A 26,315-nucleotide genomic window follows, 5' to 3' on the forward strand; every position below is an offset into this window, starting at 1 on the left:
ATGGCTGCCGTCCCCGCCCTGCACCCCGAGCGCCTCGACGCCGCGCTCGACCTGCTCGCCGCCGCCGGCGAGAGTCTCGCGACCGCGCACATGGCCCGCACCGTCGTCGGGCGCAGCGCCGGCACCAAGCTCGCCGTGCTGCGGGCGGCCGCCGCGGTCCTCACCGTCCGCGGTCGGCCCGACCCGGTGGAACCACCCGGGCACGGCGCCGGTGGGACCACCCGTGGCCCGGTCGACGTGTGGCGCCTGCTGCCGCGGGTCGCGCCCGAGCTGACCGAGTGGGCCGACTTCTTCGCGACCGTCCTGCCCGAGGGCGGCGCCCGCCCCGGCGTCGGGGCGGCCGGGCCGATGAGCGTGCGCGAGGTCGACGACCTGCTGCGCCAGGGCGAGGACTTCGTGCGGATCGCGGCGGGCACCCTCGGGCTGCCCCCGGTCCGGGTCACCGCCGACCTCGTCGCCATCCCCCCTTCGCACGACCTCGAAGCGCACGACCTCAAGGACATGCGGCGAAGGGGGGAGGCCGGGTGAGCTTCGCCCACCTGCACGTGGCGTCGGGCTTCTCCCTTCGTCATGGCACGACGACACCGGAGGACCTCGTGGCCCGGGCCGCGGAGCTCGGGCAGCCGGCGCTCGCCCTCACCGACCGCGACGGGCTCTACGGGGCGGTGCGCTTCGTCCGGGCGGCGACCGCCGCGGGCATCGCGCCGGTGCTCGGGGTCGACCTCGCCGTCGACGGCGGGGGCCGGGCCCCGGCAGGTGCCCGGCGCACCCCGGTGCGCGGCGGCGCGCAGGTCGACCCGCGCCACCCCCGGGTCACCGTGCTCGCTCGTGGTGCCGGCGCCGGGGTGCCTCACGGGGTCGGCTGGGCACGGCTGTGCCGGCTCGTCAGCGAGGTGCACCTCACGGGGGAGCGCGGCGAGGCCGTGGCGACCGCGGCGATGATCGCCCGGCACGCCGCCGCGCCCGGACCCGACGAGCCCGCGCCGCTCCTCGTCCTGCTCGGCCCGACCTCCGACGTCGGCGCCGCGCTGCTCGCCCGCCGGCCCGACCTCGCCCGCGAGCGGCTGCGCGCCTGGCAGCGGCTGCTGCCGCCGGGCTCCGTGGCGATCGAGGTCGTCGACCACGGTGGCCCGCCGGGCACACCGGCCTCGACCGGGCACGCGGCCCACCTGCTCGGGCTCGCCGATGCCTGCGGGGTCCCGGCCGTGCTCACCGCCGCCGTGCGGCACCTGCACCCGCAGGACGCGGCGACCGCCGACGTCCTCGACGCGACCCGCCGCCTCGTCGTCCTCGACACCCGCCACCTCGACCGGGTGACGACGGCCGGGCACCTCGCCGACGACGCGACGATGGCCGCGCGCGCCGAGCGGGTCGCGGCCGTCCTCGGCGGGGGTGCCGGTGGCTTCGCCTGCGCCAGCCCTCGGCAGCGGGCCGCGGCGCTGCTCGAGGAGACGGCTCGCACGGCGATGGCGTGCGCGCTCGACGACCGCCGCGACCTCGGCATCGGCCGGGTGCACCTGCCCGAGGCGCGCGTCCTCGGGCTGCGCCCCGACGAGGATCCGCAGGCGGTGCTCGCGCAGCGCTGCCGGGCGGCCATCGGCGAGCGCTACCCCGACGCGTCGCCGGCGGTGCTGCGGCAGGTCGAGGAGCGTCTGGCCGACGAGCTCGACGTCGTCGAGGCGCTGGGCTACCCGACCTACTTCCTCACCGTCGCCGAGGTCGTCGACATCATCACCGGCGCGGGGGTGCGGGTCGCCGCCCGTGGCTCCGGCGCCGGCAGTCTGGTCAACCACCTGCTCGGCATCAGCGCGATCGACCCGATCCGGCACGACCTGCTCATGGAGCGCTTCTGCTCGCCGCTGCGGGCCGAGCTGCCCGACATCGACATCGACGTCGAGTCGGCGCGGCGCACCGAGATGTACGAGCTGATCCTCCAGCGCTTCGGGCGCGACCGGGTGACCTGCGTGTCGATGATGGACACCTACAAGGCGCGGCACGCGATCCGCGACGTCGGTGCCGCGCTCGGGGTGCCGCCGGCCGAGGTCGACGAGATCGCCAAGGCCTTCCCGCACATCCGGGCCAAGGACGTGCGCTCGGCGATGGCCGAGCTGCCCGAGCTGCGCACCCGCAGCCTCGAGGGTGGCCGCCTGACGACGCTCTTCGACCTCGTCGAGCGGCTCGACGGGCTGCCGCGGCACATCGCCCTGCACCCGTGCGGGGTGGTCCTGTCCGACGGCGGGCTGCTCGACCGCACCCCGGTCGAGTCGAGCTGGCTGGGCTTCCCGATGAGCCAGTTCGACAAGGACGACGTCGAGGCGCTCGGGTTGCTCAAGCTCGACGTCCTCGGCATCCGGATGCAGTCGGCGATGGCGCACGCCGTCGGCGAGGTCGAGCGGGTCACGGGGGAGCGGGTCGACCTCGACGACCGGTCCGACGTGCCCCTCGACGACCCGGCGACCTTCGCGATGATCCGCACGACCCGCACCCTCGGGTGCTTCCAGATCGAGAGCCCGGGGCAGCGCGAGCTCATCGGCAAGCTCGCGCCGACCGTCTTCGACGACCTGATCATCGACATCTCGCTCTTCCGCCCCGGTCCGGTGAAGTCCGACATGATCCGGCCCTTCCTCGAGGCGCGGCACGGGTGGAGCCGGCCGCAGTTCCTCCACGACCGGCTCGTGCCCGCGCTCGCCGAGACCGAGGGGGTCGTCGTCTTCCACGAGCAGATGCTGCGGATCATCGCCGAGACGACCGGCGCGACCCTCGCCCAGGCCGACGAGGTGCGCCGCACGATGGGCAGCCCGCAGGGGCAGGAGCGCATCGAGGCGTGGTGGCGGCCGGCGGCCGCGGCCCGCGGGTACCCGCCGGAGGACGTCGACCGCATCTGGGCGGTGCTCGCGGCCTTCGCCTCCTTCGGCTTCTGCAAGGCGCACGCGGCGGCCTTCGCCATGCCGACCTACCAGTCGGCCTGGCTCAAGGCGCACCACCCGGCGGCCTTCCTCGCCGGCGTGCTCACCCACGACCCGGGCATGTACCCTAAGCGGCTGCTCCTCGAGGAGGCCCGCTCGCTCGGCATCACGGTCCTCGGCGTCGACGTCAACGCGAGCACGGGGGAGTACCGCGTCGAGCGCGCCCCCGTCCCCGGCCGGGTGCCGGACGACCCCGACCTGCCCGACGGGTCGCCGTGGGCGATCCGGCTCTCGCTGGCCGACGTCAAGGGCATGAGCGAAGGGGAGATCGCCCGCGTCGTCGCCGGGGCCCCCTTCGACTCGCTCACCGACTTCTGGCAGCGGGCCCGGGTGAGCCGGCCGGTCGTCGAGCGGCTCGTCCTCGTCGGGGCCTTCGACTCCGTCCACGGCACCGGTGCCGACCGCGGTGGGCCGGGGCTCGGCCACCGGGGGCGGCTGACCCGGCGCGACCTGCTGCTCCACGTCGCCGAGCTCGACCGGTGGTCCCGGGCGACGGCGACCGGGCGCTCCCGGGGCCGGGGTGCGCGGGGGCGGTCGTCCGAGGCGCCGGCGTGGGCCGCGGGGCAGCCCGGGGCGCAGCAGGTGCGCACGAGCACGACGCCGACCCCGGTCGCGAGCCAGCTGACCCTCGACCTCGGTGACTCGCCGGAGCTCGGCGAGGGCGTCGGCCTGCCCGAGATGAGCGTGCCCGACCAGGTGGGCGCCGAGCTGGAGATCCTCGGGCTCGACGCCTCGCGGCACGTCATGGACTTCTACGCGCCGATGCTCGAGGCGCTCGGGGTGACCCGCAGCGCCGACCTGCTCTCGGTGCGCAGTGGTGCCCAGATCCTCGCCGCGGGGGTCAAGGTCGCGACCCAGACCCCACCGATCCGTTCCGGGCGTCGGGTCGTCTTCCTCACCGTCGACGACGCGACCGGGCCGGTCGACGCGACCTTCTTCGAGGACGTGCAGGGGCCCTACGCGGCGACGATCTTCCACTCCTGGCTGCTCCTCGTGCGCGGCACGATCCGGCGCGCGGGGCCGCGCGGGGTCTCGGTGCTCGCCTCCGGCGCGTGGGAGCTGTCGACGCTGTGGGAGGCCTGGCAGCGCGGCGGCATCACCGCCGTGCACGCCGCGCTCGACGAGGCCGACGACCTCGCCCGCGCCCGCGACGCCGCGCACCAGCAGCCTGCCGGGCACCGGGTGCTCGTCCACGCGTCGGGCTTCCGCCAGTCGCCGTGGGCCGACACCCGCCCCGCCGGCACCGGCGTCGAGCCCCCGCGCAAGCTGTGGCACTCCTCGCCCGGCAGCTCGGGCCACTGAGGGGCGTCGACCGGCCGGGTCAGCCCCCTTCGCCCTGGGTCGAGGTATCCCCGACCGGATAGTCGGTCGCAGGTACCTCGACCCCGAGCGGGGAGGCGCAGCGGGTGTTGGTGGCGACCTGTACTTGAATGTCCACATGGATGACTTGGCGCTGATCACGGTCCTGGACCTCGAGCGCGAGCTGCAGTCGCCACAGACGCGGGCCGATGCCGGGCGTCTGCGCGACCTCATCGCCCCGGACTTCGAGGAGGTCGGGGCGTCTGGTCGGGTCTGGGACCGCGACTCGATCCTTGCGATGCTCGAGTCGGAGTCCGCGGACCCCGACTCGTCGACCATCGAGATCGACGACCTGCGAGCCCGGGTCATCGCACCGGGCGTCATCCGGGTCTCGTGGACGTCGGCCCAAGGAGAGCGCCGCGCGCGGCGCACGTCGATCTGGTGCGCACGAGAGGGCGGCTGGCGCCAGGTCCATCACCAGGGGACTCTCCTCACCTGACGGTGGATCGAGGTATCCCCGACCGGATAGTCGGTCGCAGGTACCTCGACCCGGAGCGGGGAGGCCGAAGGGGGTGTCGGCGGCGGCGACTAGGGTTGGGGCCATGAGTGAGGAGCGTGCGTGGCGACGAGGCGGCAGCGGAGTCGAGGGCAATGTCCGGACGGCAGCCGTGTGGTCCCAGGTCCGCACGCTCAGCGAGTCCCGGCAGCGTGAGCTCTCCCGGCCCCTGCGCGTCCTCGACCTCGGCGGCGGCACCGGCGGCCTGGCCGTCGCCCTCGCCGAGCAGGGGCACACCGTCACCGTCGTCGACCCCAGCCCCGACGCCCTGGCCTCGCTGAGCCGCCGGGTCGCCGAGTCCGACGCCGCCGCGCGCATCAGCGCCGTCCAGGGCGACGCCGACACCCTCGCCGGCACCGTCGCGCCCGGCAGCATCGACCTGCTGTGCTGCCACGGCACCCTCGAGTACGTCGACGACCCCACGGCCACCCTCACCCGCATCGCCGAGGTCCTCGCCCCCGGCGGGCACCTCTCCCTCGTGACCGCGCAGCGGGTCGCCGCCGTCATCGCGCGCGCGATCGCCGGGCGCTTCGACCAGGCCAGGGCCGCGCTGACCAGCGCCGACGGCCGCTGGGGCGACGACGACCCGATCCCGCGCCGCTTCGACCGCGACGAGCTCGGCGAGATGCTCACCCGGGCCGGCTTCACGACCCTCGAGGCCCGCGGCGTGCGTCTCTTCAGCGACCTCGTCCCGAGCGCCTTCGTCGACTCCGACGCCGAGCGGGCCGCCCTGCTCGAGCTCGAGGAGCTCGCCTCGGCCGACGACGGCCGCACCGGTCTGGGCGGCCTGGGGGCCGCGGTCCACCTCGTCGCCCGCCGCGACTGAGGCGACGATGAGCCGGCGTCAGTACCGGCCCCCACCGCGGGCCGGCCAGGGCCCCCCGGACGACACCGGGTGCACGATCCTGCACGTCGACATGGATGCCTTCTTCGCGTCCGCCTCCCTCATCGCCCACCCCGAGCTCGTCGGCACCCCCGTCATCATCGGTGGCGGCAACCGCGGCGTCGTGCTCTCCGCGACCTACGAGGCCCGGGCCTTCGGGGTCACCTCGGCGATGCCGATGGGCCGTGCCCGGCGGCTGTGCCCGCAGGCGACGGTCCTGCCACCCGAGCACGAGCTCTACTCGCGCATCTCCTCGGCCATCATGGCGACCTTCGCCGACATCACCCCCTTCGTCGAGCCGCTGAGCAGCGACGAGGCCTTTCTCGACGTCGCCGGAGCCGTGCGCCTCATGGGCTCGCCGGCGACGATCGCCCAGCGCATCCGCGACACCGTCGCCGACGAGCAGGGGATCACCTGCTCCGTCGGGGTCGCGAGCACGAAGTTCGTCGCCAAGCTCGCCTCCGGCCTCGCCAAGCCCGACGGGCTGCTCGTCATCCCCGCCGACGAGGTCGTCACCTTCGTCCAGCAGCTGCCCGTCGGCGCCCTGTGGGGCGTGGGGGACAAGACCGAGGAGGCCCTCGCCAGGCTGGGCCTGAAGACCGTCGCCGACATCGCCCACACCCCGCGCCAGACCCTGGTCCGCGCCCTCGGCGAGGCCACCGGCAACCACCTCCACGACCTCGCCTGGGGCCGCGACCACCGCTCCGTCGAGCCGGTGCGCCGCGAGCGGTCCATCGGCAACGAGCGCACCTACGACCACGACGTCGACGACCCCGTCGTCGTCCACCGCACCCTGCTCGCCCTGAGCGACAAGGTCGCCTCCCGGCTGCGGGGCGCCGGCCTCGTCGGCCGCACCGTGAGCATCAAGGTGCGCTTCGCCGACTTCACGACGATCACGCGCTCCCGCTCCCTTCGCGATGCCACCGACGTCTCCCGCGACATCGCCGCGCTGGCGCGTGAGCTCTACGACGCCCTCGGCCTGCAGCGGGCCCGGGTCCGGCTCGTCGGCGTGCGGGTCGAGCAGCTCTCCGAGGCCGCGTCGACGCCGGTCCAGGTCGCTCTCGACGAGCCCGAGCACGGCTGGCGCGAGGCCGACCGGGCCGTCGACCGGGCGAGCGCGCGCTTCGGCGCGGGCAGCGTGCGGCCGGCCAGCCTGCTCGGGGATCGCAGTCGACGGCAGTCCCCACCTACCGCGGGCCCCGGACGCGACCTATCATGAGAAGACCACGGCGGTACTCCCGTCGTGTGCATCCCGCGGGCACGAGCCCGCCAGACAACAGGCGTGGTCAGGAGGTCACCGTGGCGCTGTCGGAGCGCGAGCGGCAGATGCTCGAGGAGATGGAAGAAGCCATCCGGGCTGAGGACCCTCGATTTGCCTCGCAGATGAACGGCTCACGCGCGGTCGGGGGAGACCGCCGTCGCCTCGCCGTCGGCATCGTCGGTGCCCTCGCTGGTCTCGGCCTCGTCCTGCTCGGCATCAACACGATCATCTGGGTCGGCGTCGCCGGCTTTGTGCTCATCGTCGCGTCGGTCGCGCTGGCGCTGACCCCCGGGCGGCCCCGCGAGCAGCACGGTCTGGGCGTCGTCGGCTCCGACGACACCGTCCGCAGCGCCAGGCCCCGCGGCTCCCGGATGAAGGGGGGCGCTCGCCCCGCCCGGGCGAAGCGTCAGGGCAGCTTCATGCAGCGTCTCGAGCAGCGGTGGGAGCACCGCCGCCAGCAGGGGCAGGGCTGGTAGGTCCCCGTCGAGGGCGCCTGCGGGGGTCTCGAGGGCTCGCTGGCGCTGGCCACCTCGACCATCGGGAGTGTCAGTGCGCGAGGACCCCGACGGTCCAGGTCAGCGCGATGAGGGTGGCGGCCGACAGCTCGATGCCCATGCTGTGCAGCACGCCGCGCAGGGCTGACTTCGTCGCCTGCCAGGCCCGCTCGAGGTCACGGAAGCGCACGTACTCGGCGGCGAAGACGCCGAAGACGAAGCCGATGGGCAGGCCGATGCCCGGGATGACGAAGAGGCCGACGATCGCGCCGACAATCCCGAAGCCGAGCGTCATGCCGCCGACTCCCTCGCGCTTCATGCGCCGGCCGGGGATGAGGAACTGCAGGAGCAGGGTCACCGCGTAGATCGCCGCGACGACGCCGAAGGTCACCCACGCGGTCGTGCCGCCGGTGTAGCCGGCCCAGACGAGCACTCCCGCGACGCACAGGAGCAGCCCGGGCAGCACGGGGACGACGATGCCGAGGACACCCACGACGAAGAAGAGGATGCCGATCGCGAGAGCGATCGACGTCGGGTCGTGGGTGGCCTCGGCAGCCAGGGAGAGCACGGCCGGGGGCCGCTCAGCGCTCGTCGACGGGGGCCGACGCGGGGGTGCTCTCGTCGAGACGGGCGGTCTCGTCCTCGATGTCGGCGAGGTCCTTCAGTGCCGGGAGGTGCTCACGCCCATGGTGGGCGCAGAAGAGCAGCTCGCCGCCCGCGTGGAGGCGGGCGCGCACGTAGGCCTTGGCTCCGCAGCGGTCGCAGCGGTCGGCTGCGGTCAAGGGGCTGGCCAGGGTCGCGTTCACGTGTGCCTCATTTCCTGCAGTGTTGCGTGGACGTCTCGGTCAACAGTCAAACACGCGAAAGCCTTCCCGTCCCGCACCCGTTCCGCGCGGCGTGACCGAGGGCACACCGTCGCGGCGCCACCGGCGGTGCCTCCCGGGCGTCGTCGGTGGCGCGGTCTACCCTGCGAGGAGCCCACCGACCCGACGACGCAAGGACGGCCCCCTTCGTGCCTCCGGTAGACACCTCCGCGAAGAAGACCGCGAGCAGCAAGTCCGCGAAGGACTACACCGCGCACCATCTCCAGGTGCTCGAGGGCCTCGAGGCCGTGCGCAAGCGCCCGGGCATGTACATCGGGTCCACGGACCAGCGCGGCCTCATGCACTGCATGTGGGAGATCATCGACAACGCCGTCGACGAGGCCCTCGGTGGCCACGGCGACCGGATCGAGATCGTCCTGCACCCCGACGGCTCCGTCGAGGTCCACGACAACGGTCGCGGCATCCCCGTCGACATCGAGCCGCGCACCGGCCTCACCGGTGTCGAGGTCGTCTACACCAAGCTGCACGCGGGCGGGAAGTTCGGCGGCGGCTCCTACACCGCCTCCGGTGGTCTGCACGGCGTCGGCGCCTCGGTCGTCAACGCGCTGTCCTCCCGCCTCGACGTCGAGGTCGACCGCGGCGGCAAGACCTGGGCCATGAGCTTCCGCCGTGGTGAGCCCGGCACCTTCTCCGACGATGCCGGGGCGAAGGGGGAGAAGTCTCCCGACCACGACTTCGTCCCGTACGACAAGGGCAGCGAGCTGCAGGTCGTCGGCAAGCCCAAGCGCGGCGTCACGGGCACACGAGTGCGCTACTGGGCCGACCCGCAGATCTTCCTCAAGGGCGCCGGCATCGACCGAGAGGCCCTGGCCGCCCGGGCCCGCCAGACCTCCTTCCTCGTGCCCGGCCTGACTCTCGTCGTGCGCGACCTGCGCGGCGACGAGCCGCTCGAGGAGGTCTTCCACCACGACGGTGGCATCAGCGAGTTCGTCGACTTCCTCGCGCCCGATGCCCCGGTCACCGACGTGTGGCGGCTCGAGGGCACGGGGACCTTCACCGAGACCGTGCCCGTGCTCGACGACAAGGGGCACATGACGCCGACCGAGGTCGAGCGCCAGTGCGGCGTCGACATCGCCCTGAGATGGGGCACCGGCTACGACGCGAAGATGTCCTCCTTCGTCAACATCATCGCCACGCCCAAGGGCGGCACCCACGTCGCGGGCTTCGAGCAGGCGCTGCTCAAGGTCTTCCGCAAGCAGCTCGAGGTCAACGCCCGCAAGCTCAAGGTCGGCAACGACAAGGTCGACAAGGACGACGTCCTCGCCGGCCTGACCGCGGTCGTCACGGTGCGACTGGCGGAGCCGCAGTTCGAGGGCCAGACCAAGGAGGTGCTCGGCACCAACGCCGTGCGCTCGATCGTCTCCAAGGTCGTCGAGACCGAGCTGACCTCGCAGCTGACGTCGACCAAGCGCGGCGACAAGCAGATGGCCACCCAGCTGCTCGAGAAGGTCGTCGCCGAGATGAAGTCGCGCATCTCCGCGCGGCTGCACAAGGAGACCCAGCGCCGCAAGAACGCGCTGGAGACCTCGTCGCTCCCGCCGAAGCTGCGTGACTGCCGCAGCAGCGACGTCGAGGCCACCGAGCTCTTCATCGTCGAGGGCGACTCCGCGATGGGCACGGCCAAGGAGGCGCGCAACAGCGAGTTCCAGGCGCTCCTGCCGATCCGCGGCAAGATCCTCAACGTGCAGAAGGCCGCCGTCGGCGACATGCTCAAGAACGCCGAGTGCGCCTCGATCATCCAGGTCATCGGGGCCGGGTCCGGGCGCAGCTTCGACCTCGACGCCGCCCGCTACGGCAAGGTCATCATCATGACCGACGCCGATGTCGACGGCGCGCACATCCGCACCCTGCTGCTCACCCTCTTCTTCCGCTACATGCGCCCGCTCGTCGAGGCCGGCAAGGTCTTCGCCGCGGTCCCGCCGCTGCACCGCATCGAGGTGGTCAACCCCGGCTCGAAGAAGAACGAGCTGATCTACACCTACTCCGAGGCGGAGATGCGCAAGAAGCTGTCGTCGCTCAGCTCGCGCGGCAAGAACATCAAGCAGCCGATCCAGCGCTACAAGGGTCTGGGCGAGATGGACGCCGACCAGCTCGCCGAGACGACGATGGACCCGCGCCACCGGATGCTGCGCCGGGTGACGACCGAGGACCTCGAGATGGCCGAGCAGGTCTTCGAGCTGCTCATGGGCAAGGACGTCGACCCGCGCCGCGACTTCATCGTCTCCTCGGCCGACCAGCTCGATCGGGAGCGCATCGACGCCTGAGGCCGGGCTGCTCCGGCACGACGCGCCCGTTTGGACACGATCTCGGCGCGTCGCCGCGTCGGTGGTTGCACGCGGACGTGCTCTGGGTCACGGTTAGGGGATCGGTGCGCGCACCCGTGCACCCCCGACCCAGGGAGGACCCATGTCCGACGTCGCCACCTCGGACCATGCCGCAGGTGAGGACAACACCGAGCTCAAGAGGGTCATGGGCCCCAAGCTCCTGCTCCTCTTCATCGTCGGAGACATCCTCGGTACGGGCGTCTACGCCCTGACCGGCGCGGTGGCCGGCGAAGTCGGCGGCGCCGCGTGGGCCCCCTTCATCGCGGCCTTCGTCGTCGCGACGATCACGGCCTTCTCCTACCTCGAGCTGGTGACGAAGTACCCGAAGGCCGGAGGTGCGGCGACCTTCATCCACAAGGCCTTCGGCCTGCACTTCCTCACCTTCATGGTGGCCTTCGCCGTCATGTGCTCCGGTATCACCTCGGCGTCGACCGCCTCCAACGCCTTCGCCGGGTTCCTCAGCGACGGACTCGGCCTCGACTGGGGCCCGAACCAGCTCCTGATCGCCGCGCTGGCCTTCATGCTCGTCATCGCGCTGGTCAACTTCCGCGGCGTCGGAGAGTCGGTCAAGGCCAATGTCGTGCTGACCCTCGTCGAGCTCTCCGGTCTGCTGCTCATCATCTTCATCGGCCTCTACGCCGTGACCCAGGGCAAGGCCGACTTCTCCCGCGTGATGGTCTTCGAGAGCGCGAGCGACAAGAACACCTTCTTCGCCATCACCATGGCGACCTCGCTCGCCTTCTTCGCCATGGTCGGCTTCGAGGACTCGGTCAACATGGCCGAGGAGACGCACGAGCCCTCGCGGATCTTCCCCAAGGTCATGCTCACCGGACTCGGCATCACCGGTGTCATCTACGTCCTCGTCTCGATCACCGCGGTGGCCCTGGTCCCCGTCGGCGACCTCACCGACCCGGACAAGGCCTCGGCCCTGACGCAGGTCGTTGCTGCCGGAGCGCCCGGGCTGCCCTTCGACAAGATCTTCCCCTTCATCGGGATGTTCGCCGTCGCCAACTCGGCCCTGATCAACATGCTCATGGCCTCGCGCCTCGTCTACGGCATGGCCCGCCAAGAGGTCCTGCCTCCCGGCCTCGGCGTGGTCCACAGGACCCGTCAGACTCCGTGGGTGGCCATCATCTTCACCACGCTGATCTCCTTCGGACTGATCAGCTACGTCGTCCTCGACAGCGAGTCGCAGGTCGTCGCGCTGCTCGGTGGCACGACCTCGCTCCTGCTGCTCGCGGTCTTCACCATCGTCAACATCGCGGTGCTGGTGCTGCGTCGCGACAAGGTCGGCCGCGAGCACTTCAGGGCCCCGACCGTGCTGCCGATCATCGGTGCGATCGCCTGCGCCTTCCTCGTCGGCCCGTGGGCCCGCAGCGAGGAGCAGCAGCAGCAGTACGAGATCGCCGCCATCCTGCTCGGTCTGGGCATCCTCCTCTGGGTCATCACCTGGTTCATCAACCGCGCGGTCTACGCCAAGAAGACCTACATGCGCGACCCGGAGCACATCGACCACGACTGAGCTCCACGACGCGAAGGGGGCGACACCGGCGATCCGGTGCCGCCCCCTTCGTCATGTCCTCAGAGGGAGCCGATGCCGCCGATCACGGCGGAGGCGGGGGTGCCGGAACCGTCGCGGCGGCCGTCGGCCTCGGGCAGGGTGATCGCCACGCCGTTGGGCTGTGCGGCACGGGCGCCGGCGCGGCCCACCCAGGCGGTGACCAGCGCGTCCTCGCCCTTGAGGAAGCGGTGCGCGCGGACGCCGCCCGTGGCGCGACCCTTGCCGGGGTACTCGTCGAAGGAGGTGACCTTCCACGAGCCGGCATCGGTGCCCGGCAGCGCGTCGGAGGAGCCCGAGACCGTGACGACGATGTTGTCGAAGTTGAGGTCGGCGGCGCCGAAGAAGACGACCTGGGCCCCGTCGGTGAGCCGGATGCCGGCGACACCGCCGCCGCCGCGTCCCTGGGGGCGCACGTCGGCCGCGGAGAAGTGCAGCAGGCTGGCCTGGCTCGTGACGAAGACGAGCTCCTCCTCGCCGGTCGTCAGCTCGACGGCACCGACGACGCGGTCGCCCTCCTTGAGCGAGATCGCCTCCCAGGAGTGACCCTTGGGATAGTCGGTGGTGACGCGCTTGACGATGCCGTGCGCCGTGCCCAGGGCCAGCCCGGGGGAGTCCGGGGACAGACTCATCAGGGTCAACGGGGTCTCGTCACCGGGCAGGTCGACGTAGGCCGCGAGCGGGGCACCGCCGGAGAGGGTGGGCGCTCCGTTGGAGGGCGGCAGGGTCGGCAGCTCGAGTGCCCCGAGACGCACGATCCGGCCGGCCGAGGTGACGACGGCGACCTCGCCGCGCGCGCTCGTGCGCACCGCGGCGACGATCGCGTCGTGCTTGCTGCGCCCGCCCTCGCGGCTGAGCGGCTCGGCGTCGCTCGTGCGGGCGAGCAGGCCGGTGCTGGAGAGCAGCACCCAGCACGGGTCGTCGGCGACCTCGAGCGGGGTGGTCGCGGTCGCCGGGGCGCCCGCGGACTCGAGCAGGACCGTGCGGCGGGGGTCGCCGTGCTTCTTCGCGACCTCGGCGAGCTCGCCGGAGATGAGCCGGGTCATGACCTTGTCGTCGCCGAGGATCTCCTCGAGCTCGGCGATCTGGGCGAGCAGCTCGCTCTGCTCCTTCTCGAGCTCGAGCTTGGAGAACTTCGTCAGCCGGCGAAGCTGCAGGTCGAGGATGAAGGTCGCCTGCACCTCGGAGAGGTCGAAGACCTCCTGCAGCCGGGTGCGCGCGATCGTCGCGTCGTCGCTGGAGCGGATGACCTGGATGACCTCGTCGATGTCGAGGATCGCGATGAGCAGGCCCTCGACGAGGTGCAGCCGCTCGCGGCGCTTGGCGAGCCGGTACTCGCTGCGCCGGCGCACGACGTCGCGCCGGAAGTCGACGTAGACGGTGAGCAGCTCCTTGAGACCCATCGTCCGCGGCTGGCCGTCGACGAGCGCGACGTTGTTGATGGAGAAGGAGTCCTCCATCGGCGTCAGCTTGTAGAGCTGCTCGAGGACCGCCTCGGGGTTGAAGCCGTTCTTGATCTCGATGACGAGCTGGAGGCCGGACTCGCGGTCGGTGAGGTCCTTGACGTCGGCGATGCCCTGCAGCTTCTTCGAATGGACGGAGTCCTTGATCTTCTCGATGACCTTCTCGGGGCCGACGAGGTAGGGCAGCTCGGTGACGATGATGCCCTGGCGGCGCGGCGAGACCTTCTCGATCCGGGTCGTCGCCCGCGTGCGGAAGCTGCCGCGGCCGGTGAGGTAGGCGTCGCGGATGCCGTCGAGGCCGATGATCCGGCCACCGCCGGGCAGGTCCGGGCCGGGGACGAACTTCATCAGGTCGTCGAGGCTGGCATCGGGGTGGGTCAGCAGGTGGCGGGCCGCCCCGATGACCTCGACGAGGTTGTGCGGCGGCATGTTCGTCGCCATGCCGACGGCGATGCCGGTCGTGCCGTTGACGAGGAGGTTGGGGTAGGCCGCCGGCAGCACCTCGGGCTGCATCAGCTGGTCGTCGTAGTTGGGGACGAAGGGGACGGTGTCCTCGTCGAGCCCGGTCACCATGAGCAGCGCAGCCGGGGCCATGCGCGCCTCGGTGTAGCGGCTCGCGGCGGGGCCGTCGTCGAGCGAGCCGAAGTTGCCGTGGCCGTCGACGAGCGGCAGGCGCATGGAGAAGGGCTGGGCCATGCGCACGAGGGCGTCGTAGATCGCCGAGTCGCCGTGGGGGTGGTACTTGCCCATGACCTCGCCGACGACGCGCGAGGACTTCACGTGGCCGCGCTCGGGCCGCAGGCCCATCTCGCTCATCGAGTAGAGGATGCGGCGGTGGACCGGCTTGAGGCCGTCACGGGCGTCGGGCAGGGCCCGCGCGTGGATCACGGAGTAGCTGTACTCGAGGAAGGCATTGCGCATCTCGTCCGCGACGTCGATGTCGACGATCCGCTCGGGGACGTCGGGCGTCGCGGGGGTGGCGGAACGGCGGGCCATGCTGGCGGTGCACTCCTCGGTGGACGGGTGTCGAGCCCGTCCATCCTCACCCCTGGGCCCGCTCTGCCGCGGGACCGACACACGCCCGGTGGGCGCCCGGTCGGGCGAGGGAGGCCGTGGCAGGATTGGGGCCATGACGGAGCTCCCTCCGGGGTACCCGGTCCATGCGGAGGCCGATGTCGTGCTGCGGGACGGCTCGGTCTGCCGTCTGCGTCCGATCAAGCCCTCGGACGCCGACGGTGTCCGTCGCTTCCACGCCGGCCAGTCCGACGAGTCGATCTACCTGCGCTTCTTCGCCCCGATGCGCACCCTCAGCGACCGCGACATCAAGCGCTTCACCGAGGTCGACTACGTCGATCGCATGGCCCTCGTCGCGACGATCCGCGACGACATCATCGGCATCGGCCGCTACGACCGGGTGAGCCCGCACAGCGCCGAGGTCGCCTTCAACATCTCCGACCACTACCACGGCAAGGGCATCGGCTCGGTGCTGCTCGAGCACCTCGCGGCGATCGCCTATGCGACCGACATCACCGAGTTCGAGGCCGAGGTCCTGCCGCAGAACCGCAAGATGCTCAGCGTCTTCTCCGATGCCGGCTACCAGGTCAGCCGGCGCTTCGAGGACGGTGTCGTCACCCTCCACTTCGCCATCGAGCCGACCGCCGAGTCGCTGTCGGTGCGCTTCGCCCGCGAGCACCGCGCCGAGGCGCAGAGCGTGCGGGCGATGCTCCACCCGGACTCCGTCGCGGTCATCGGCGCGAGCCGCCGGGAGCGGGCGATCGGTCACCAGGTCCTCAAGCAGATCGTCGACGGCGGCTTCACCGGGCGGGTCCACGCGGTCAACCCCGAGGCCGGGACCGTCCTCGGCCTGCAGGCCGAGCGCTCCATCGGCGAGATCGAAGGGGGCGTGGAGCTGGCGGTCATCGCGGTGCCGGCGGACAAGGTCCCGCAGATCGTCGGCGAGTGCGCCGCCGCGGGGGTCAAGACGCTGCTGATCATCTCCTCGGGCTTCGCCGAGGTGGACGAGGAAGGCGCGCGCATGCAGCAGCAGGTGCTGCGGCTGGCCCGCACCCACGGGATGCGGGTCGTCGGGCCCAACTCCTTCGGCCTGATCAACACCGACCCCGCGGTCAGCCTCAACGCGACGCTCACGCCGATCATCCCCGAGCCCGGCCACCTCGGGCTCTTCTCGCAGAGCGGTGCGCTGGCCATCGCCAACCTCGACTCGGCCGCCCGACGCAACCTCGGCATCTCGGTCTTCGCCTCCGCGGGCAACCGCACCGACGTCTCGGGCAACGACCTCATGCAGTACTGGGTCGAGGACGAGCGCACCCACGCCGTCGGCCTCTACCTCGAGTCCATGGGCAACCCGCGCAAGTTCTCCCGGATCGCCCGCCACCTCGCGTCGAGCAAGCCGGTCATCGTCGTCAAGGCGGCGTCGGCCAACTTCAGCGCCCCGCCCGGGCACCGCGTGCGCCGACCGAAGGTCAAGCCGCACGCCTTCACCGCGATGCTCAACCAGGCGGGCGTCATCCGCTGCGAAAACGTCCACCAGATGTTCGACGTGGCCCAGCTGCTCGTCCACCAGCCCCTGCCGAGGGGCCGCCGGGTCGCCGTCGTCGGCAACTCCAACCAGCTCGTCGCGCTCTCGGCGGACAACGCCACCTCGCGCGGGCTCGAGGTCACCCACGGGCCGGTGGCCGTGCGCACCGAGGCCTCGGCGGCGGAGTTCCGCCGGGCCGTCGACGCGGCCTTCGACGACGAGCAGGTCGACTCGGTCATCGTCTGCTTCATCCCACCCGTCGGCGCCCTCGAGCAGGACGTCGTCGACGCGGTGCGGCACGCCGCCTCACGCTCCGACAAGCCCTGCGTCGCCACCCTGCTCGGCATGCGCGGCGTCGACACCGGCGGCGAGAGCGCTCACTTCGCCAACGAGTGGGGCGAGACCGAGGAGGGGCAGCCGCGCCAGGCGATCCCGATCTACCCGATGCCCGAGGAGGCGGTGCGGGCGCTCGCGGCCGCGACGGACTACGGCGCCTGGCGGGACAAGGACAAGGGTGAGGCGGTCGTGCGCGAGGGGATCGACCGATGGGCCGCTCGGGCCCTGCTCGACCGGGTGCTCGCCGAGGACCCCGAGGGGCGGGCCCTGACGGCCGACGAGTCCCAGGAGCTGCTCGCCGCCTATGGCATCACCCTGTGGCCGCGGCGCGAGGTGGCCACCGCCGAGGAGGCCGTCCTCGCCGCCGAGGAGGTCGGCTACCCCGTCGTCGTCAAGTCCCTCTCGCCGCTCGTGCGCGGGCAGGCCGTCCTCGAGGGCATCCGCGTCGACCTGCACGACGCCGATGCCGTCCGCGTGGCCTTCGAGACGATGGACCGGCGCCTGGCGCCGCTCGACGCCAACTACTTCGTCGTGCAGAAGATGGCCGGTACCGGCGTCTCCACGGTCTGCTCGTCGATCGAGGACCCGCTCTTCGGGCCGGTCGTCTCCTTCAGCATCGCCGGGGCGACGACGACCCTGCTCGACGACATCGCCTACCGGATCCCGCCCCTGACCGACGTCGACGTGCGCGAGCTCGTCGAGGACCTCAAGTCGGCGCCGCTGCTCATGGGGCACGGGGGAGCGGCGCCGGTCGACCGGGCGGCGCTCGAGGATCTCCTCGGTCGTCTGTCGCTCATGTCTGACGACTTCCTCGAGCTGTCGTCGGTGGAGCTCAACCCGGTCATCGCCCACCCCTCCGGCCTGACGGTCCTCGGCGCCGACGTGATGATCGCCCCCGCGCTCCGCCGGATCGACGCCAGTGCGCGGAGCCTGACCTGAGGCTGGGGCACAATGGCGGGCATGCCCGCACACGCCGACCTCACCGCGATCAGCCTGCCTGACGTACTCACCGCCGACATCGAGCGGGCGGGCTACTACCCGGCGCTCGTCGGCGACGTGGTCAAGGCGGCCGTGGGCACCGAGGAGGTCCACGGGCACCTCGTCCACCAGGAGACGACCTTCGACCAGGACACCGTGCGTCGGCACATCACCGTCTTCGCCCGCACGGCGACCCGCCTGGTCGTCGCGCACGCCGACGACTACCCCGACCACTTCTCCGGCGCGCAGGAGATCGCGACGGCGACGACCGAGTGCATCCCGCTGTCGTCGGTGCGCGGCGTGATGCTCACGCACGTCGTCGGCGACCCATCCCGCTACGTGCCGGGTTCCCTCGGTCGCGAGCTGACCCTCACCATCGGCTGGGGTGCCGTCAGCCGGGTCGACCTGCTCCCCGCGCTGTGCAACGACCCCGACTGCGACGGCGGCGACCACGGCTACGAGGGCACCATCGCGAGCGACGACATCGCCCTGCGCATCAGCGCCGAGGCCGAGGGTCGGGTCGCGCTCGACCGGGCCATCGAGTTCGCCCGGGACCTCTCGGCGAGCATCGGCCACTGATCCGGCGCATGGCCCACCACGACCACGCCCACGGACCGCTTCTGCCGACCACCCCGCGGCTCGACCGCGTCCTGCCCGCCGTCGCCACGAGCCTGGGAGTGCCCGGGCTGACCAAGGCGGGGGACCGCCCCCTTCGTCCCGCCCGCCGGGCCGTCGTCGTCCTCGTGGACGGGCTCGGTGCCGCGCTGCTGGCCCGACGCGGCGGGCACGCGCCCTTCCTGCGGCGGCTCCTGCAGGACCCGCAGGCCGCCGTGACCATCGACTGCGGCTTCCCGTCGACGACCGCGACGTCGATGGGCACCTTCGGCACCGGGGTCCTCGCCGGTGTCCACGGGCTCGTCGGCTACGAGGCCTACGACCCCGACACCGACAGCGTCTTCAACGAGCTGTCGTGGGAGGACGGGCCGCAGCCCCACCGGTGGCAGCCGACCCCGACGGTCTTCGAGGCGGCGCAGGCGGCCGGGGTGGCCGTCAACCGCGTCGGACCGGGCTTCTTCGACGGCTCCGGGCTCACCGAGGCGGCCCTGCGCGGTGGCCGCTTCACCGCAGCCAACAGCCTGGCGGCCCGCGTCGACGCGACCGTGACCGCCCTGCGCGCAGCGCCGCGCTCGCTCGTCTACCTCTACTGGGGCGATGTCGACAAGGTCGGCCACGTCCACGGCGTCGGCTCGCTGGAGTGGGGCGAGGAGCTCGAGGAGGTCGACGCGCAGCTCGCCCGCCTCGCCTCCCTCCTCCCGCGCGACACGGCGCTGCACATCACCGCCGACCACGGGATGGTCGACGTCCCGCTCGAGTCCCGGCCCGACCTGGCGGACGACGCCGAGCTCGACGCCGGCGTGCGGCACGTGTCGGGCGAGCCGCGCTGCCTGCAGCTGCACGTCACCCCGGGTGCCCGTGACGACGTGCTGGCGACCTGGCGCGGGCGGCTCGGCGACGACGCGCTCGTGCTCGACGCCGACGACGCGATCGCCCGCGGGTGGTTCGGTCCCGTGAGCGAGACGGTGCGGCCGCGGATCGGCGACGTCATCGCCGCGATGACCGGCCCTGTCGCCGTCGTCGACTCGCGACGCCACCGCCCGGAGCTGCGGGCGCTGCTCGGCGTGCACGGCTCGATCACCGCCGACGAGGTCACGATCCCGTGGCTCGTCCTCGACGCCCAGGAGCAGTGACGTGGCAGAGCTGAGCTTCTTCGCCGGGACGATGGACTGCGGCAAGTCCACGCTCGCCCTGCAGATGGACCACAACCACCGGGCCCGGGGGCGGGTCGGCATCATCCTCACCCGCCTCGACCGCTCCGGCGAGGCCGTCCTCTCCTCCCGACTGGGTCTGTCCACCCCGGCCGTCGAGGTCGCCGAAGACCTCGACCTGTGGGACACGGTCGTCGCCCAGCTGACCGCCGGCGGCCGTGTCGACTACCTCATCTGCGACGAGGCGCAGTTCTACACCCCCGAGCAGGTCGACCAGCTCGCGCGGATCGTCGACGAGCTCGACATCGAGGTCTACGCCTTCGGCATCACGAGCGACTTCCGCACCCAGCTCTTCCCGGGCAGCCAGCGGCTCATCGAGCTCGCCGACCGCACCCAGGTGCTGCAGGTCTCGGCGCTGTGCTGGTGCGGGCGCCGGGCGACGCACAATGCCCGCGTCGTCGACGGCGTCATGGTCGTCGAGGGGGAGCAGGTCGTCGTCGGCGACACCGCGAACCCGCAGCACGAGGCCGAGGTCGAGTACGAGGTGCTCTGCCGACGGCACCACATGCGACGGATGAGCTCGCGCGCCGCACGAGCCGTCGCGCAGTCGGCGGACGTCCTGCCCTTCGACCTCGACGCCTGCCCGGTCCCGCCGCCGACCTGACGTCGGAGTCCGAACTCCGCACAACCCTAGGGTTTTGCAGGGTTGAGAGGGCGAGCCCCGAACTCTGCAAGACCCTCGGGTTGTGCAGAGTTAGCAGGGGCCGTGCACAGCCCTGGGGTTGTGCAGAGTTCAGCAGGGGCCGGGCGCAGCCCGGGTGCCGGCGTCGGGTCAGTCGCGGGTGGTCCCGAACATCACGTCGTCCCAGCTCGGCACGCTGGCGCGGCCCTTGCGGCCCCGCCCCTTGCCCTGGGGCTCCTGCTGCTCGGCGTCGTCCTGCTGCGTGTCGTCTTGCTCCGGTGCGTCGTCCGATGCCTCGGAAACGGTGTCGGCGCTGTCGGCGGGCTCGGCCCCGGCGGTGGGAGTCGAGTCCGACTCGTCAGCCTCCACGTCGGCCGAGGGCTTCTCGTCGGTGGACGACGAGTTGGAGGCAGTCTTGCCCGACGGGTCGGCGCCCTCGCCCGCTGATTGGTTGGCGCGGGAGACCTGCTGCGGTGCCTCGTCGTCGGCGACTGCCTGCTCGGCCGGCTCGGTCTGCTCCGGCTCGGGCTCGGGCTCGGCCTGCCCGCGCTCCGGCACGGCCGGCTCGGGCGTGGCAGCGGCGGCCGCAGGGGCACGGCGCTCTGCGGCGGCCGGCCGCGGGGCAGAAGCACCGGAGTCGGCAGGCTCCTCGTCACGCGGGTGCGTGCCGCCGGCCGGGGGCGGCAGCTCGTCGAGGGGGAGCGCGACATCCGTCGGCTGGGCGCCGGTCGGCTCGGCTGAGCGCTTGCGTCGCCCGCCGCGCCGGCGGCTCTTGGCGCCGGAGTGCTCGCGCATGGAGTTGATCAGCTCGTCGGTCGATGCGCGGCTGGCGCGCTCGGCCTTGGTCTCCTCGACCTCGACGTCGAAGACCGCGGTCGGCCGGTGCACGGCCGTCGGCACGGGCCCCGCAGCGGGGGTGTCGGCCTCGGAGAGCCACTTGGCCTCGTCGTTCTTGGCGACGACGCTCATGCCGGCGAGGTCGAACCACCACGTCGCCGTGCGGTCCCGGCCGCCAGCGGCGAAGACCGCGGAGACGGTCCACTGGCCCTCGGCGTCGCGGAAGGCATCCCACTCGACGGAGGACGGCTCGACGCCGCGGCCGGTCAGGCGCGTCGCGGCACGCTGGGCGAGGGTCTCCGGGGAGCCGGCCTGGTTGGTGCCGCGCATGCGCACGGTCTGGGCGCGGCTGGCTACGTGCTCGCGCTCGGCGAGCACCGGCCCCTCGAAGCGGGCGATCTTGTCGAGGTCCCACCCGGTGCGGGCGGCGACCTCGTCGGCGCTGGCGCCGGCGCGGATCATGGCCTGCACCTCGCGCGGGCGCACGTTGTTGTCGATCGCGATCTGCAGCTGGCCCAGCCGCGGGCGGTCACGGCGCGCGGCGGCGCGCAGGGGCTCGTCGATGCGCAGGCGGTACTCCTCGCCGGCATCGTCGGTCACCACGAGGTGCTCGCCGTCGTCATGCACCCCGATGAGTCGCAGGTCGCGCATCAACAATCCCTCTCGTCTTCGTGCTCGGCACGACTCTGCCACCTGCCGCGCCCGATCCGGTGACGCACACGCCGCAGGGTTACCTTGTGTCCATGCCCGACCCCATGACCGATCACCCACTTCGCCCCTACGACGCGGTCCTCGTGCAGTCCTTCGGCGGTCCCGAGGGGCCCGACGAGGTCCTGCCCTTCCTCCGCCGGGTGACTGCCGGTCGGGGCGTGCCCGACGAGCGTCTCGTCGAGGTCGCTGCCCACTACGAGCGGGTCGGCGGCGTCAGCCCGCTGCCGGCGCTCAACCGGCGCCTCGTCGCCGACCTCGTCGCCGAGCTCGCCGCCCGCGAGTGCCCGCTGCCGGTGGTCCTCGGCAACCGCAACTCCACCCCCTTCGTCACGGAGGCGCTCGACGAGCTGGAGGCCGGCGGTGCCCGCCGCGTCCTCGTCGTGCCGACGAGTGCCTGGCGCAGCTATTCGTCCTGCCGTCAGTACCGCGAGGGCCTGGCCGATGCGGTCGAAGGGAGGGAGGGTCTCGTCGTCGACAAGGTCCGGCCGTTCGGCGAGCACCCGGGCTTCGCTGCGACGCTCGCCCGGCACACGCTCGACGCCGCCCGTGGTGCCGTGGAGCGCGTCGGTGCCGACGGGGTCGCCCTGCTCTACGTCACGCACTCGATCCCCGACGCGATGGACGAGACCTCCGGCCCGGGAGACGGGGACGGGCGTGCCTACTCCGCCGACCAGGCCGAGCTCGCCGCGGCGATCACCGCCGAGGTCGACGCGGTCCTGGGCACGGACCTGCCGGCGGGGCTCTCCTTCTGCTCCCGCTCGGGCTCGCCGCGCACGCCGTGGCTCGAGCCGGACGTCAACGACCGCCTGCGCGAGCTCGCCGACGAGGGGCTGCGGCACGTCGTCGTCGTGCCGATCGGATTCGTCTCCGACCACATGGAGGTCACCCACGACCTCGACGTCGAGGCCGCCGAGACCGCGGCAGAGGTTGGCCTGGGGATGACCCGGGTGCCGACCCCCGGAGCTGACGGCGACTTCGTCCGCGGTCTTGTCGACGTCATGCTCGAGCGGGCCGCCCAGGCCCGCGGCGAGCAGCCGGTGCGCGCCACGTGGCGCGACCTCGACTCCCACCCCGCGGTCTGCCCGGCCGGCTGCTGCCCCAACCTGCGCGAGGCGCGTCCTGCGCTGTGCGGATCGGACTGACATGACGGCGCCCACCCCGCCCGACCTGCCTGCCGGGGTCGACCCCGCCGACCTCGCCCGCACGGCCCTGGCCGTGGCGCTCGAGGCGGGCGAGCTGATCACCGCCGGGCGCCCCCGCGACCTCGGCGTCGCCGAGACCAAGAGCTCGCGCACCGACGTCGTCACCGTCATGGACCAGCGCAGCCAGGACCACCTGCTGAGCCGGCTGGGGGAGCTGCGTCCGGACGACGGCTTCGCGGGGGAGGAGCGGGGCGGTCGGGCCGGGACCTCCGGCATCACCTGGGTCGTCGACCCCATCGACGGGACGGTCAACTACCTCTACGAGATCCCCGCCTACTGCGTCTCCGTCGCGGCCGTCGTCGGCGACCCGACGCGCGACGGCGCCTGGCGACCGGTGGCCGGTGCCGTCGTCAACCCCGTGACGGGGGAGCGCTACAGCGCGTGGAGCGGCGGCGGTGCCTGGCGCGCCGTCGGCGACGGCACCCCGCAGCGCCTGCGCGTCGCCGAGACCGACCTCGGCCTCGCCCTGTGCGGCACCGGCTTCGGCTACGACGCCGACGGGCGCGCCTGGCAGGCCGCACTGCTCACGCACGTGCTGCCCCGGGTCCGCGACATCCGCCGCCTCGGCAGCGCCGCCCTCGACCTGTGCCGGGTGGCCGAGGGGAGCCTGGACGTCTACTACGAGCGGGGGCTCAACCCCTGGGACATGGCCGCCGGCTGGCTCGTCGCGACGGAGGCCGGCGCGCTCGTCACCGACCTCGACGGGCAGGCTCCCCGGGAGGCCATGACGGTCGCCGGGGCGCCCGGCCTGCACGCCGATCTGCTCGCGCTGCTCGTCGACGGAGTGGGGCGGGTCGGACCACGATCCGGTCGGTGACGTCATAGAGGTGGCTTTCGTCACCGCAATGGGGCACAATCCGGCGCGCCGGGCACAAATTCAGCATTCGCTGCGTTGATGACGGCGCATCACGATTTCAGCCCTGCTACCCCCAAGGAATCAGGAGAGATGGCGACCGATTACGACGCCCCTCGCAAGACCGACGACGACCTGTCCGAGGACTCCATCGAGGAGCTCAAGTCCCGTCGCGGCGACGCGACCTCCGCAAACGTCGACGTCGACGAGACGGAGATGGCCGAAGGCTTCGAGCTGCCCGGCGCCGACCTCTCCGGCGAGGAGATGTCGGTGCGGGTCGTCCCGCGCCAGGCCGACGAGTTCACCTGCACGAGCTGTTTCCTCGTCCACCACCGCAGCCAGCTGGCGAGCGACGGCAAGAACGGTCCGGTCTGCACCGAGTGCGCCGCGTGAGCCGTGGCTGACGGAGCCCGTCAGGTCCCGGTCCCGGTGCACCTCGTGCACCGGGACGCGGTCCTGCCCGCCTACGCCAAGCCCGGCGACGCGGGTGCGGACCTCACCTCCGTCGAGGAGGTGACCCTCGCACCGGGGGAGCGTTCCCTCGTGCCCACGGGCGTCTCGATCGCCCTGCCCGCCGGATGGGTGGGGCTCGTGCACCCCCGCTCCGGCCTCGCGGCGCGCCACGGCATCTCCGTGGTCAACGCGCCCGGCACCGTCGACTCGGGCTATCGCGGCGAGATCCTCGTCAACCTGGTCAACCTCGACCCGCGCGAGAGCTTCACCGTGCACGTCGGCGACCGGATCGCCCAGCTCGTGCTCCAAGAGGTCGGCGAGGGCCGCTTCGAGACGGTCGATTCGCTTCCACCCAGCCCCCGGGGTGAGACTGGACACGGATCCAGTGGGGGCTTCGGCCCACAGTCGACGACAGGACGTGAGTGATGTTCGGGCGCAAGAAGAAGGCCGCCTCCTCCGAGGCGAGCACCGAGCAGGACACGACGACGCAGGCCGGCGCCGAGGCGACCGGCCCCGCGAGCGGTGGCCTGTCCACCGACGGACCGCACGACTTCGGCGACGTCACCGACGTCGACCACCTCGTCGACCTGGGCTCCCTCCTCATCGCGCCCGCCCGCGAGGGCATCGAGCTGCGCGTCGAGGTCGACCAGGAGTCCAACGAGGTCACCGCCGTCCAGCTCGGTGACGACCACGGCGCCGTCCAGCTGCAGGTCTTCGCCGCCCCGCGCTCGGCCGGCATCTGGGGCGACATCCGCGACGAGATCTCCGAGATGATCTCCGGCAGCGGCGGCACGGTCGAGGTCGTGAGCGGTCCCTTCGGCGACGAGCTGCGCAGCCGGCTGGCCCAGCCCGGGCCCCAGGGGCGCACCGTCTTCGCCCCGGCCGTCTTCGCCGGCGTCGACGGACCGCGGTGGTTCCTGCGGGCCGTCTACTCCGGCTCGGCCGCCGTCGACGACGCCGCCCGCGCCGACCTCGACGAGATCGTGCGCAGCGCGGTCGTCGTCCGCGGCGACGACCCGCGCGCCCCGCGCGAGATGCTGCCGCTGAAGATGCCCGTGGCCCGGCAGTCCCGGTCGCAGGCCCCGACCGAGCCCGAGGGCCCGGTCGACGACCTCAAGCCCTTCGAGCGCGGCCCCGAGATCACCGAGGTGCGCTGATGGCCACCCTGCTGCGTCGACTCATCGACCTCGGCCGCTCCGACGACGAGGTCGCGGCCGACGAGTTGCGCGACGCGGCAACCGCCCACGGCTGCACCCAGATCACCGAGTCGACCGACCGCGAGGTCGTCACCGTGGCCGGCACCGTCACGGCCGTGACCCTGCGCCCCAAGGTCACCGTCCCGGCGCTCGTGGCCGACGTCTTCACCGGGTCGGCCACCGTGCAGCTGGTCTGGCTCGGCCGCCGCAGCATCGGGGGGATCAACCCCGGCGCCTACGTCAAGGCCACCGGCCTCGTGTGCCGCCCCAAGGGCACACCGGTCATGTACAACCCCGCCTACGAGATCCTCCCCGGCCATGGCGGCTGACGGGCCGGACGCCCCCGCGATCTCCGCGCCGGTCCACCCCACGGTCGAGGCGCTCATCCGGCACCGCCTCGGCGAGGCCTTCGGCGGTCTGCGCGGTTCCCTCGAGGCCGCGCTGCCGATGCTCGTCTTCGTCGTCGTGTGGTCGGTGACGAAGGACCGCACCCTCTCGCTCGGCTCGGCGGCTGCGCTGACCGTCGTCCTCGCCGTCGCGCGTCTCGCGCAGCGCCAGACGCTCCAGTACGTCCTCACCTCGATCTTCGCCACCGGGCTCGCGGCCTTCTTCGCGCTGCGCTCGGGCAATGCCGAGGACGCCTTCCTCCCCGGCATCCTCACCTCGCTGGCCTACCTCGTCGGCTCGCTCGTGTCGGTCCTCGTCCGCTGGCCGGTCGTGGGGCTGATGGTCGGCGTGGCCGACCAGGCGGCGGTCGCCGCGGGTGATCCCTTCCGCTGGCGCCGCAATGCGGCGGCCGTGCGCGTGTGCAGCCGCCTGACGCTCGTGCTCGTCGCGGTCTACGTCATCCGCGTCGGCATCATGGGCCCGCTCTACCTCGCGGGCAATGTCGCCGGTCTGACGATCGCCAAGGTCGCGCTCGGCTGGCCGCTGTGGGTCGGCGCGGTGGCCGTCATGGGCGCGATGCTCATGAAGGGCCACACCCCGATCGACCCCGACGACGAGCTGGTCCAGCCGGTCGACGTCACCCGGGCCTGACCACGGACGAAGGGGAGGGGCCTCCCCTTCGTCATG

General features: G+C 72.6%; 23 protein-coding genes. 19 read left to right on the top strand and 4 right to left on the bottom strand.

The annotated features are described in order from the left end of the window. From ACQBJO_RS07290 to ACQBJO_RS07315, 6 genes are all read left to right on the top strand, one after another. Window positions 1-528 carry an SAV_6107 family HEPN domain-containing protein gene (locus ACQBJO_RS07290; RefSeq protein WP_421008551.1) on the top strand — a complete coding sequence of 176 codons (528 nt, stop codon included), beginning with the start codon at window positions 1-3 and terminating at the stop codon, window positions 526-528. Further along, complete coding sequence (locus ACQBJO_RS07295) at window positions 525-4,268, top strand: DNA polymerase III subunit alpha (protein ID WP_421008550.1); 3,744 nt, start codon at window positions 525-527, stop codon at window positions 4,266-4,268. The genes ACQBJO_RS07290 and ACQBJO_RS07295 overlap by 4 nt, the downstream gene beginning before the upstream one ends. Window positions 4,269-4,404: 136 nt before the next feature. Continuing rightward, the gene (locus ACQBJO_RS07300; RefSeq protein WP_421008549.1) at window positions 4,405-4,764 is read left to right on the top strand and encodes a DUF4440 domain-containing protein; all 360 of its coding nucleotides are present in this window, start codon (window positions 4,405-4,407) and stop codon (window positions 4,762-4,764) included. 103 nt (window positions 4,765-4,867) lie between these two features. Continuing rightward, complete coding sequence (locus ACQBJO_RS07305) at window positions 4,868-5,647, top strand: class I SAM-dependent methyltransferase (RefSeq protein WP_255186099.1); 780 nt, start codon at window positions 4,868-4,870, stop codon at window positions 5,645-5,647. A gap of 7 nt (window positions 5,648-5,654) precedes the next feature. Beyond that, on the top strand, window positions 5,655-6,923 hold the full coding sequence (dinB, locus tag ACQBJO_RS07310) for a DNA polymerase IV (protein WP_255186100.1): 1,269 nt from the start codon (window positions 5,655-5,657) through the stop codon (window positions 6,921-6,923). Window positions 6,924-7,003: 80 nt separating this feature from the next. Further along, window positions 7,004-7,441 (top strand): DUF3040 domain-containing protein, encoded by a 438-nt coding sequence (locus ACQBJO_RS07315; RefSeq protein WP_421008548.1) that lies wholly within the window; start codon window positions 7,004-7,006, stop codon window positions 7,439-7,441. Window positions 7,442-7,511: 70 nt separating this feature from the next. Here the strand turns inward: ACQBJO_RS07315 and ACQBJO_RS07320 are convergent, their stop codons facing one another. Both ACQBJO_RS07320 and ACQBJO_RS07325 read right to left on the bottom strand, forming a co-directional pair. Beyond that, window positions 7,512-8,027, bottom strand: coding sequence for a DUF456 domain-containing protein (locus ACQBJO_RS07320; protein ID WP_255186102.1), 516 nt, complete (start codon window positions 8,025-8,027; stop codon window positions 7,512-7,514). Window positions 8,028-8,040: 13 nt separating this feature from the next. Continuing rightward, window positions 8,041-8,265, bottom strand: a complete 225-nt coding sequence (locus ACQBJO_RS07325) for a DUF7455 domain-containing protein (RefSeq protein WP_072624437.1) — start codon at window positions 8,263-8,265, stop codon at window positions 8,041-8,043. Between the two features lie 206 nt (window positions 8,266-8,471). Between ACQBJO_RS07325 and ACQBJO_RS07330 the strand changes: the two genes are divergently transcribed. Both ACQBJO_RS07330 and ACQBJO_RS07335 read left to right on the top strand, forming a co-directional pair. After that, complete coding sequence (locus tag ACQBJO_RS07330; RefSeq protein WP_421008547.1) at window positions 8,472-10,607, top strand: DNA gyrase/topoisomerase IV subunit B; 2,136 nt, start codon at window positions 8,472-8,474, stop codon at window positions 10,605-10,607. 142 nt (window positions 10,608-10,749) lie between these two features. Next, a complete protein-coding gene (locus ACQBJO_RS07335) occupies window positions 10,750-12,189 on the top strand; it encodes an APC family permease (protein WP_255186104.1) in 1,440 nt (479 codons plus the stop codon). Window positions 12,190-12,248: 59 nt separating this feature from the next. Here ACQBJO_RS07335 and ACQBJO_RS07340 read toward each other — a convergent pair whose 3' ends face one another. Next, entirely contained in the window at window positions 12,249-14,684 is a 2,436-nt protein-coding gene (locus ACQBJO_RS07340; RefSeq protein WP_421008546.1) for a DNA gyrase/topoisomerase IV subunit A, read from the bottom strand. 133 nt (window positions 14,685-14,817) lie between these two features. Between ACQBJO_RS07340 and ACQBJO_RS07345 the strand changes: the two genes are divergently transcribed. Genes ACQBJO_RS07345 through ACQBJO_RS07360 form a run of 4 tightly spaced genes read left to right on the top strand, consistent with a single transcriptional unit; the run spans window position 14,818 to window position 19,971 of the window. After that, on the top strand, window positions 14,818-17,502 hold the full coding sequence (locus tag ACQBJO_RS07345) for a GNAT family N-acetyltransferase (RefSeq protein ID WP_421008545.1): 2,685 nt from the start codon (window positions 14,818-14,820) through the stop codon (window positions 17,500-17,502). A 12-nt stretch (window positions 17,503-17,514) separates the two neighbouring features. Next, a complete protein-coding gene (locus ACQBJO_RS07350) occupies window positions 17,515-18,120 on the top strand; it encodes a DUF5998 family protein (RefSeq protein WP_421008544.1) in 606 nt (201 codons plus the stop codon). An 8-nt stretch (window positions 18,121-18,128) separates the two neighbouring features. Next, on the top strand, window positions 18,129-19,289 hold the full coding sequence (locus ACQBJO_RS07355; RefSeq protein WP_421008543.1) for an alkaline phosphatase family protein: 1,161 nt from the start codon (window positions 18,129-18,131) through the stop codon (window positions 19,287-19,289). A gap of 1 nt (window position 19,290) precedes the next feature. Then, complete coding sequence (locus ACQBJO_RS07360; RefSeq protein ID WP_255186109.1) at window positions 19,291-19,971, top strand: thymidine kinase; 681 nt, start codon at window positions 19,291-19,293, stop codon at window positions 19,969-19,971. 168 nt (window positions 19,972-20,139) lie between these two features. Here ACQBJO_RS07360 and sepH read toward each other — a convergent pair whose 3' ends face one another. Beyond that, window positions 20,140-21,477 (bottom strand): septation protein SepH, encoded by a 1,338-nt coding sequence (gene sepH / locus ACQBJO_RS07365; protein ID WP_421008542.1) that lies wholly within the window; start codon window positions 21,475-21,477, stop codon window positions 20,140-20,142. A 92-nt stretch (window positions 21,478-21,569) separates the two neighbouring features. Here sepH and ACQBJO_RS07370 point away from each other — a divergent pair, with 92 nt between their 5' ends. The 7 genes from ACQBJO_RS07370 to ACQBJO_RS07400 all read left to right on the top strand — a co-directional run bounded on the left by ACQBJO_RS07370 (window position 21,570) and on the right by ACQBJO_RS07400 (window position 26,279). Then, the gene (locus ACQBJO_RS07370) at window positions 21,570-22,679 is read left to right on the top strand and encodes a ferrochelatase (RefSeq protein WP_421008541.1); all 1,110 of its coding nucleotides are present in this window, start codon (window positions 21,570-21,572) and stop codon (window positions 22,677-22,679) included. Between the two features lies 1 nt (window position 22,680). Next, on the top strand, window positions 22,681-23,556 hold the full coding sequence (locus ACQBJO_RS07375) for an inositol monophosphatase family protein (RefSeq protein WP_421008540.1): 876 nt from the start codon (window positions 22,681-22,683) through the stop codon (window positions 23,554-23,556). A gap of 129 nt (window positions 23,557-23,685) precedes the next feature. Then, on the top strand, window positions 23,686-23,985 hold the full coding sequence (locus ACQBJO_RS07380) for a DUF4193 domain-containing protein (protein WP_068317285.1): 300 nt from the start codon (window positions 23,686-23,688) through the stop codon (window positions 23,983-23,985). A 3-nt stretch (window positions 23,986-23,988) separates the two neighbouring features. Then, window positions 23,989-24,471 carry a dUTP diphosphatase gene (gene dut, locus ACQBJO_RS07385; protein WP_421008539.1) on the top strand — a complete coding sequence of 161 codons (483 nt, stop codon included), beginning with the start codon at window positions 23,989-23,991 and terminating at the stop codon, window positions 24,469-24,471. Continuing rightward, window positions 24,471-25,202, top strand: coding sequence for a DUF3710 domain-containing protein (locus tag ACQBJO_RS07390; RefSeq protein ID WP_421008538.1), 732 nt, complete (start codon window positions 24,471-24,473; stop codon window positions 25,200-25,202). The genes dut and ACQBJO_RS07390 overlap by 1 nt, the downstream gene beginning before the upstream one ends. Beyond that, a complete protein-coding gene (locus ACQBJO_RS07395) occupies window positions 25,202-25,570 on the top strand; it encodes an OB-fold nucleic acid binding domain-containing protein (RefSeq protein WP_255186115.1) in 369 nt (122 codons plus the stop codon). Before ACQBJO_RS07390 ends, ACQBJO_RS07395 begins: the two co-directional genes overlap by 1 nt. Beyond that, window positions 25,560-26,279, top strand: a complete 720-nt coding sequence (locus ACQBJO_RS07400) for a DUF3159 domain-containing protein (RefSeq protein ID WP_421008537.1) — start codon at window positions 25,560-25,562, stop codon at window positions 26,277-26,279. The genes ACQBJO_RS07395 and ACQBJO_RS07400 overlap by 11 nt, the downstream gene beginning before the upstream one ends. The last annotated feature ends 36 nt before the right edge of the window (window positions 26,280-26,315 follow it).

The sequence above is a fragment of the Janibacter zhangyanbonis genome (assembly GCF_050507325.1).
Lineage (GTDB): Bacteria > Actinomycetota > Actinomycetes > Actinomycetales > Dermatophilaceae > Janibacter.

Coding starts and splice junctions, on each gene's coding strand:
- ACQBJO_RS07290 (WP_421008551.1), top strand. CDS start 1: ATGGCTGCCGTCCCCGCCCTGCACCCCGAGCGCCTCGACGCCGCGCTC.
- ACQBJO_RS07300 (WP_421008549.1), top strand. CDS start 4,405: ATGGATGACTTGGCGCTGATCACGGTCCTGGACCTCGAGCGCGAGCTG.
- ACQBJO_RS07305 (WP_255186099.1), top strand. CDS start 4,868: ATGAGTGAGGAGCGTGCGTGGCGACGAGGCGGCAGCGGAGTCGAGGGC.
- dinB (WP_255186100.1), top strand. CDS start 5,655: ATGAGCCGGCGTCAGTACCGGCCCCCACCGCGGGCCGGCCAGGGCCCC.
- ACQBJO_RS07335 (WP_255186104.1), top strand. CDS start 10,750: ATGTCCGACGTCGCCACCTCGGACCATGCCGCAGGTGAGGACAACACC.
- ACQBJO_RS07340 (WP_421008546.1), bottom strand. CDS start 14,684: ATGGCCCGCCGTTCCGCCACCCCCGCGACGCCCGACGTCCCCGAGCGG.
- ACQBJO_RS07345 (WP_421008545.1), top strand. CDS start 14,818: ATGACGGAGCTCCCTCCGGGGTACCCGGTCCATGCGGAGGCCGATGTC.
- ACQBJO_RS07350 (WP_421008544.1), top strand. CDS start 17,515: ATGGCGGGCATGCCCGCACACGCCGACCTCACCGCGATCAGCCTGCCT.
- ACQBJO_RS07355 (WP_421008543.1), top strand. CDS start 18,129: ATGGCCCACCACGACCACGCCCACGGACCGCTTCTGCCGACCACCCCG.
- sepH (WP_421008542.1), bottom strand. CDS start 21,477: ATGCGCGACCTGCGACTCATCGGGGTGCATGACGACGGCGAGCACCTC.
- ACQBJO_RS07370 (WP_421008541.1), top strand. CDS start 21,570: ATGCCCGACCCCATGACCGATCACCCACTTCGCCCCTACGACGCGGTC.
- ACQBJO_RS07375 (WP_421008540.1), top strand. CDS start 22,681: ATGACGGCGCCCACCCCGCCCGACCTGCCTGCCGGGGTCGACCCCGCC.
- ACQBJO_RS07380 (WP_068317285.1), top strand. CDS start 23,686: ATGGCGACCGATTACGACGCCCCTCGCAAGACCGACGACGACCTGTCC.
- ACQBJO_RS07390 (WP_421008538.1), top strand. CDS start 24,471: ATGTTCGGGCGCAAGAAGAAGGCCGCCTCCTCCGAGGCGAGCACCGAG.
- ACQBJO_RS07395 (WP_255186115.1), top strand. CDS start 25,202: ATGGCCACCCTGCTGCGTCGACTCATCGACCTCGGCCGCTCCGACGAC.
- ACQBJO_RS07400 (WP_421008537.1), top strand. CDS start 25,560: ATGGCGGCTGACGGGCCGGACGCCCCCGCGATCTCCGCGCCGGTCCAC.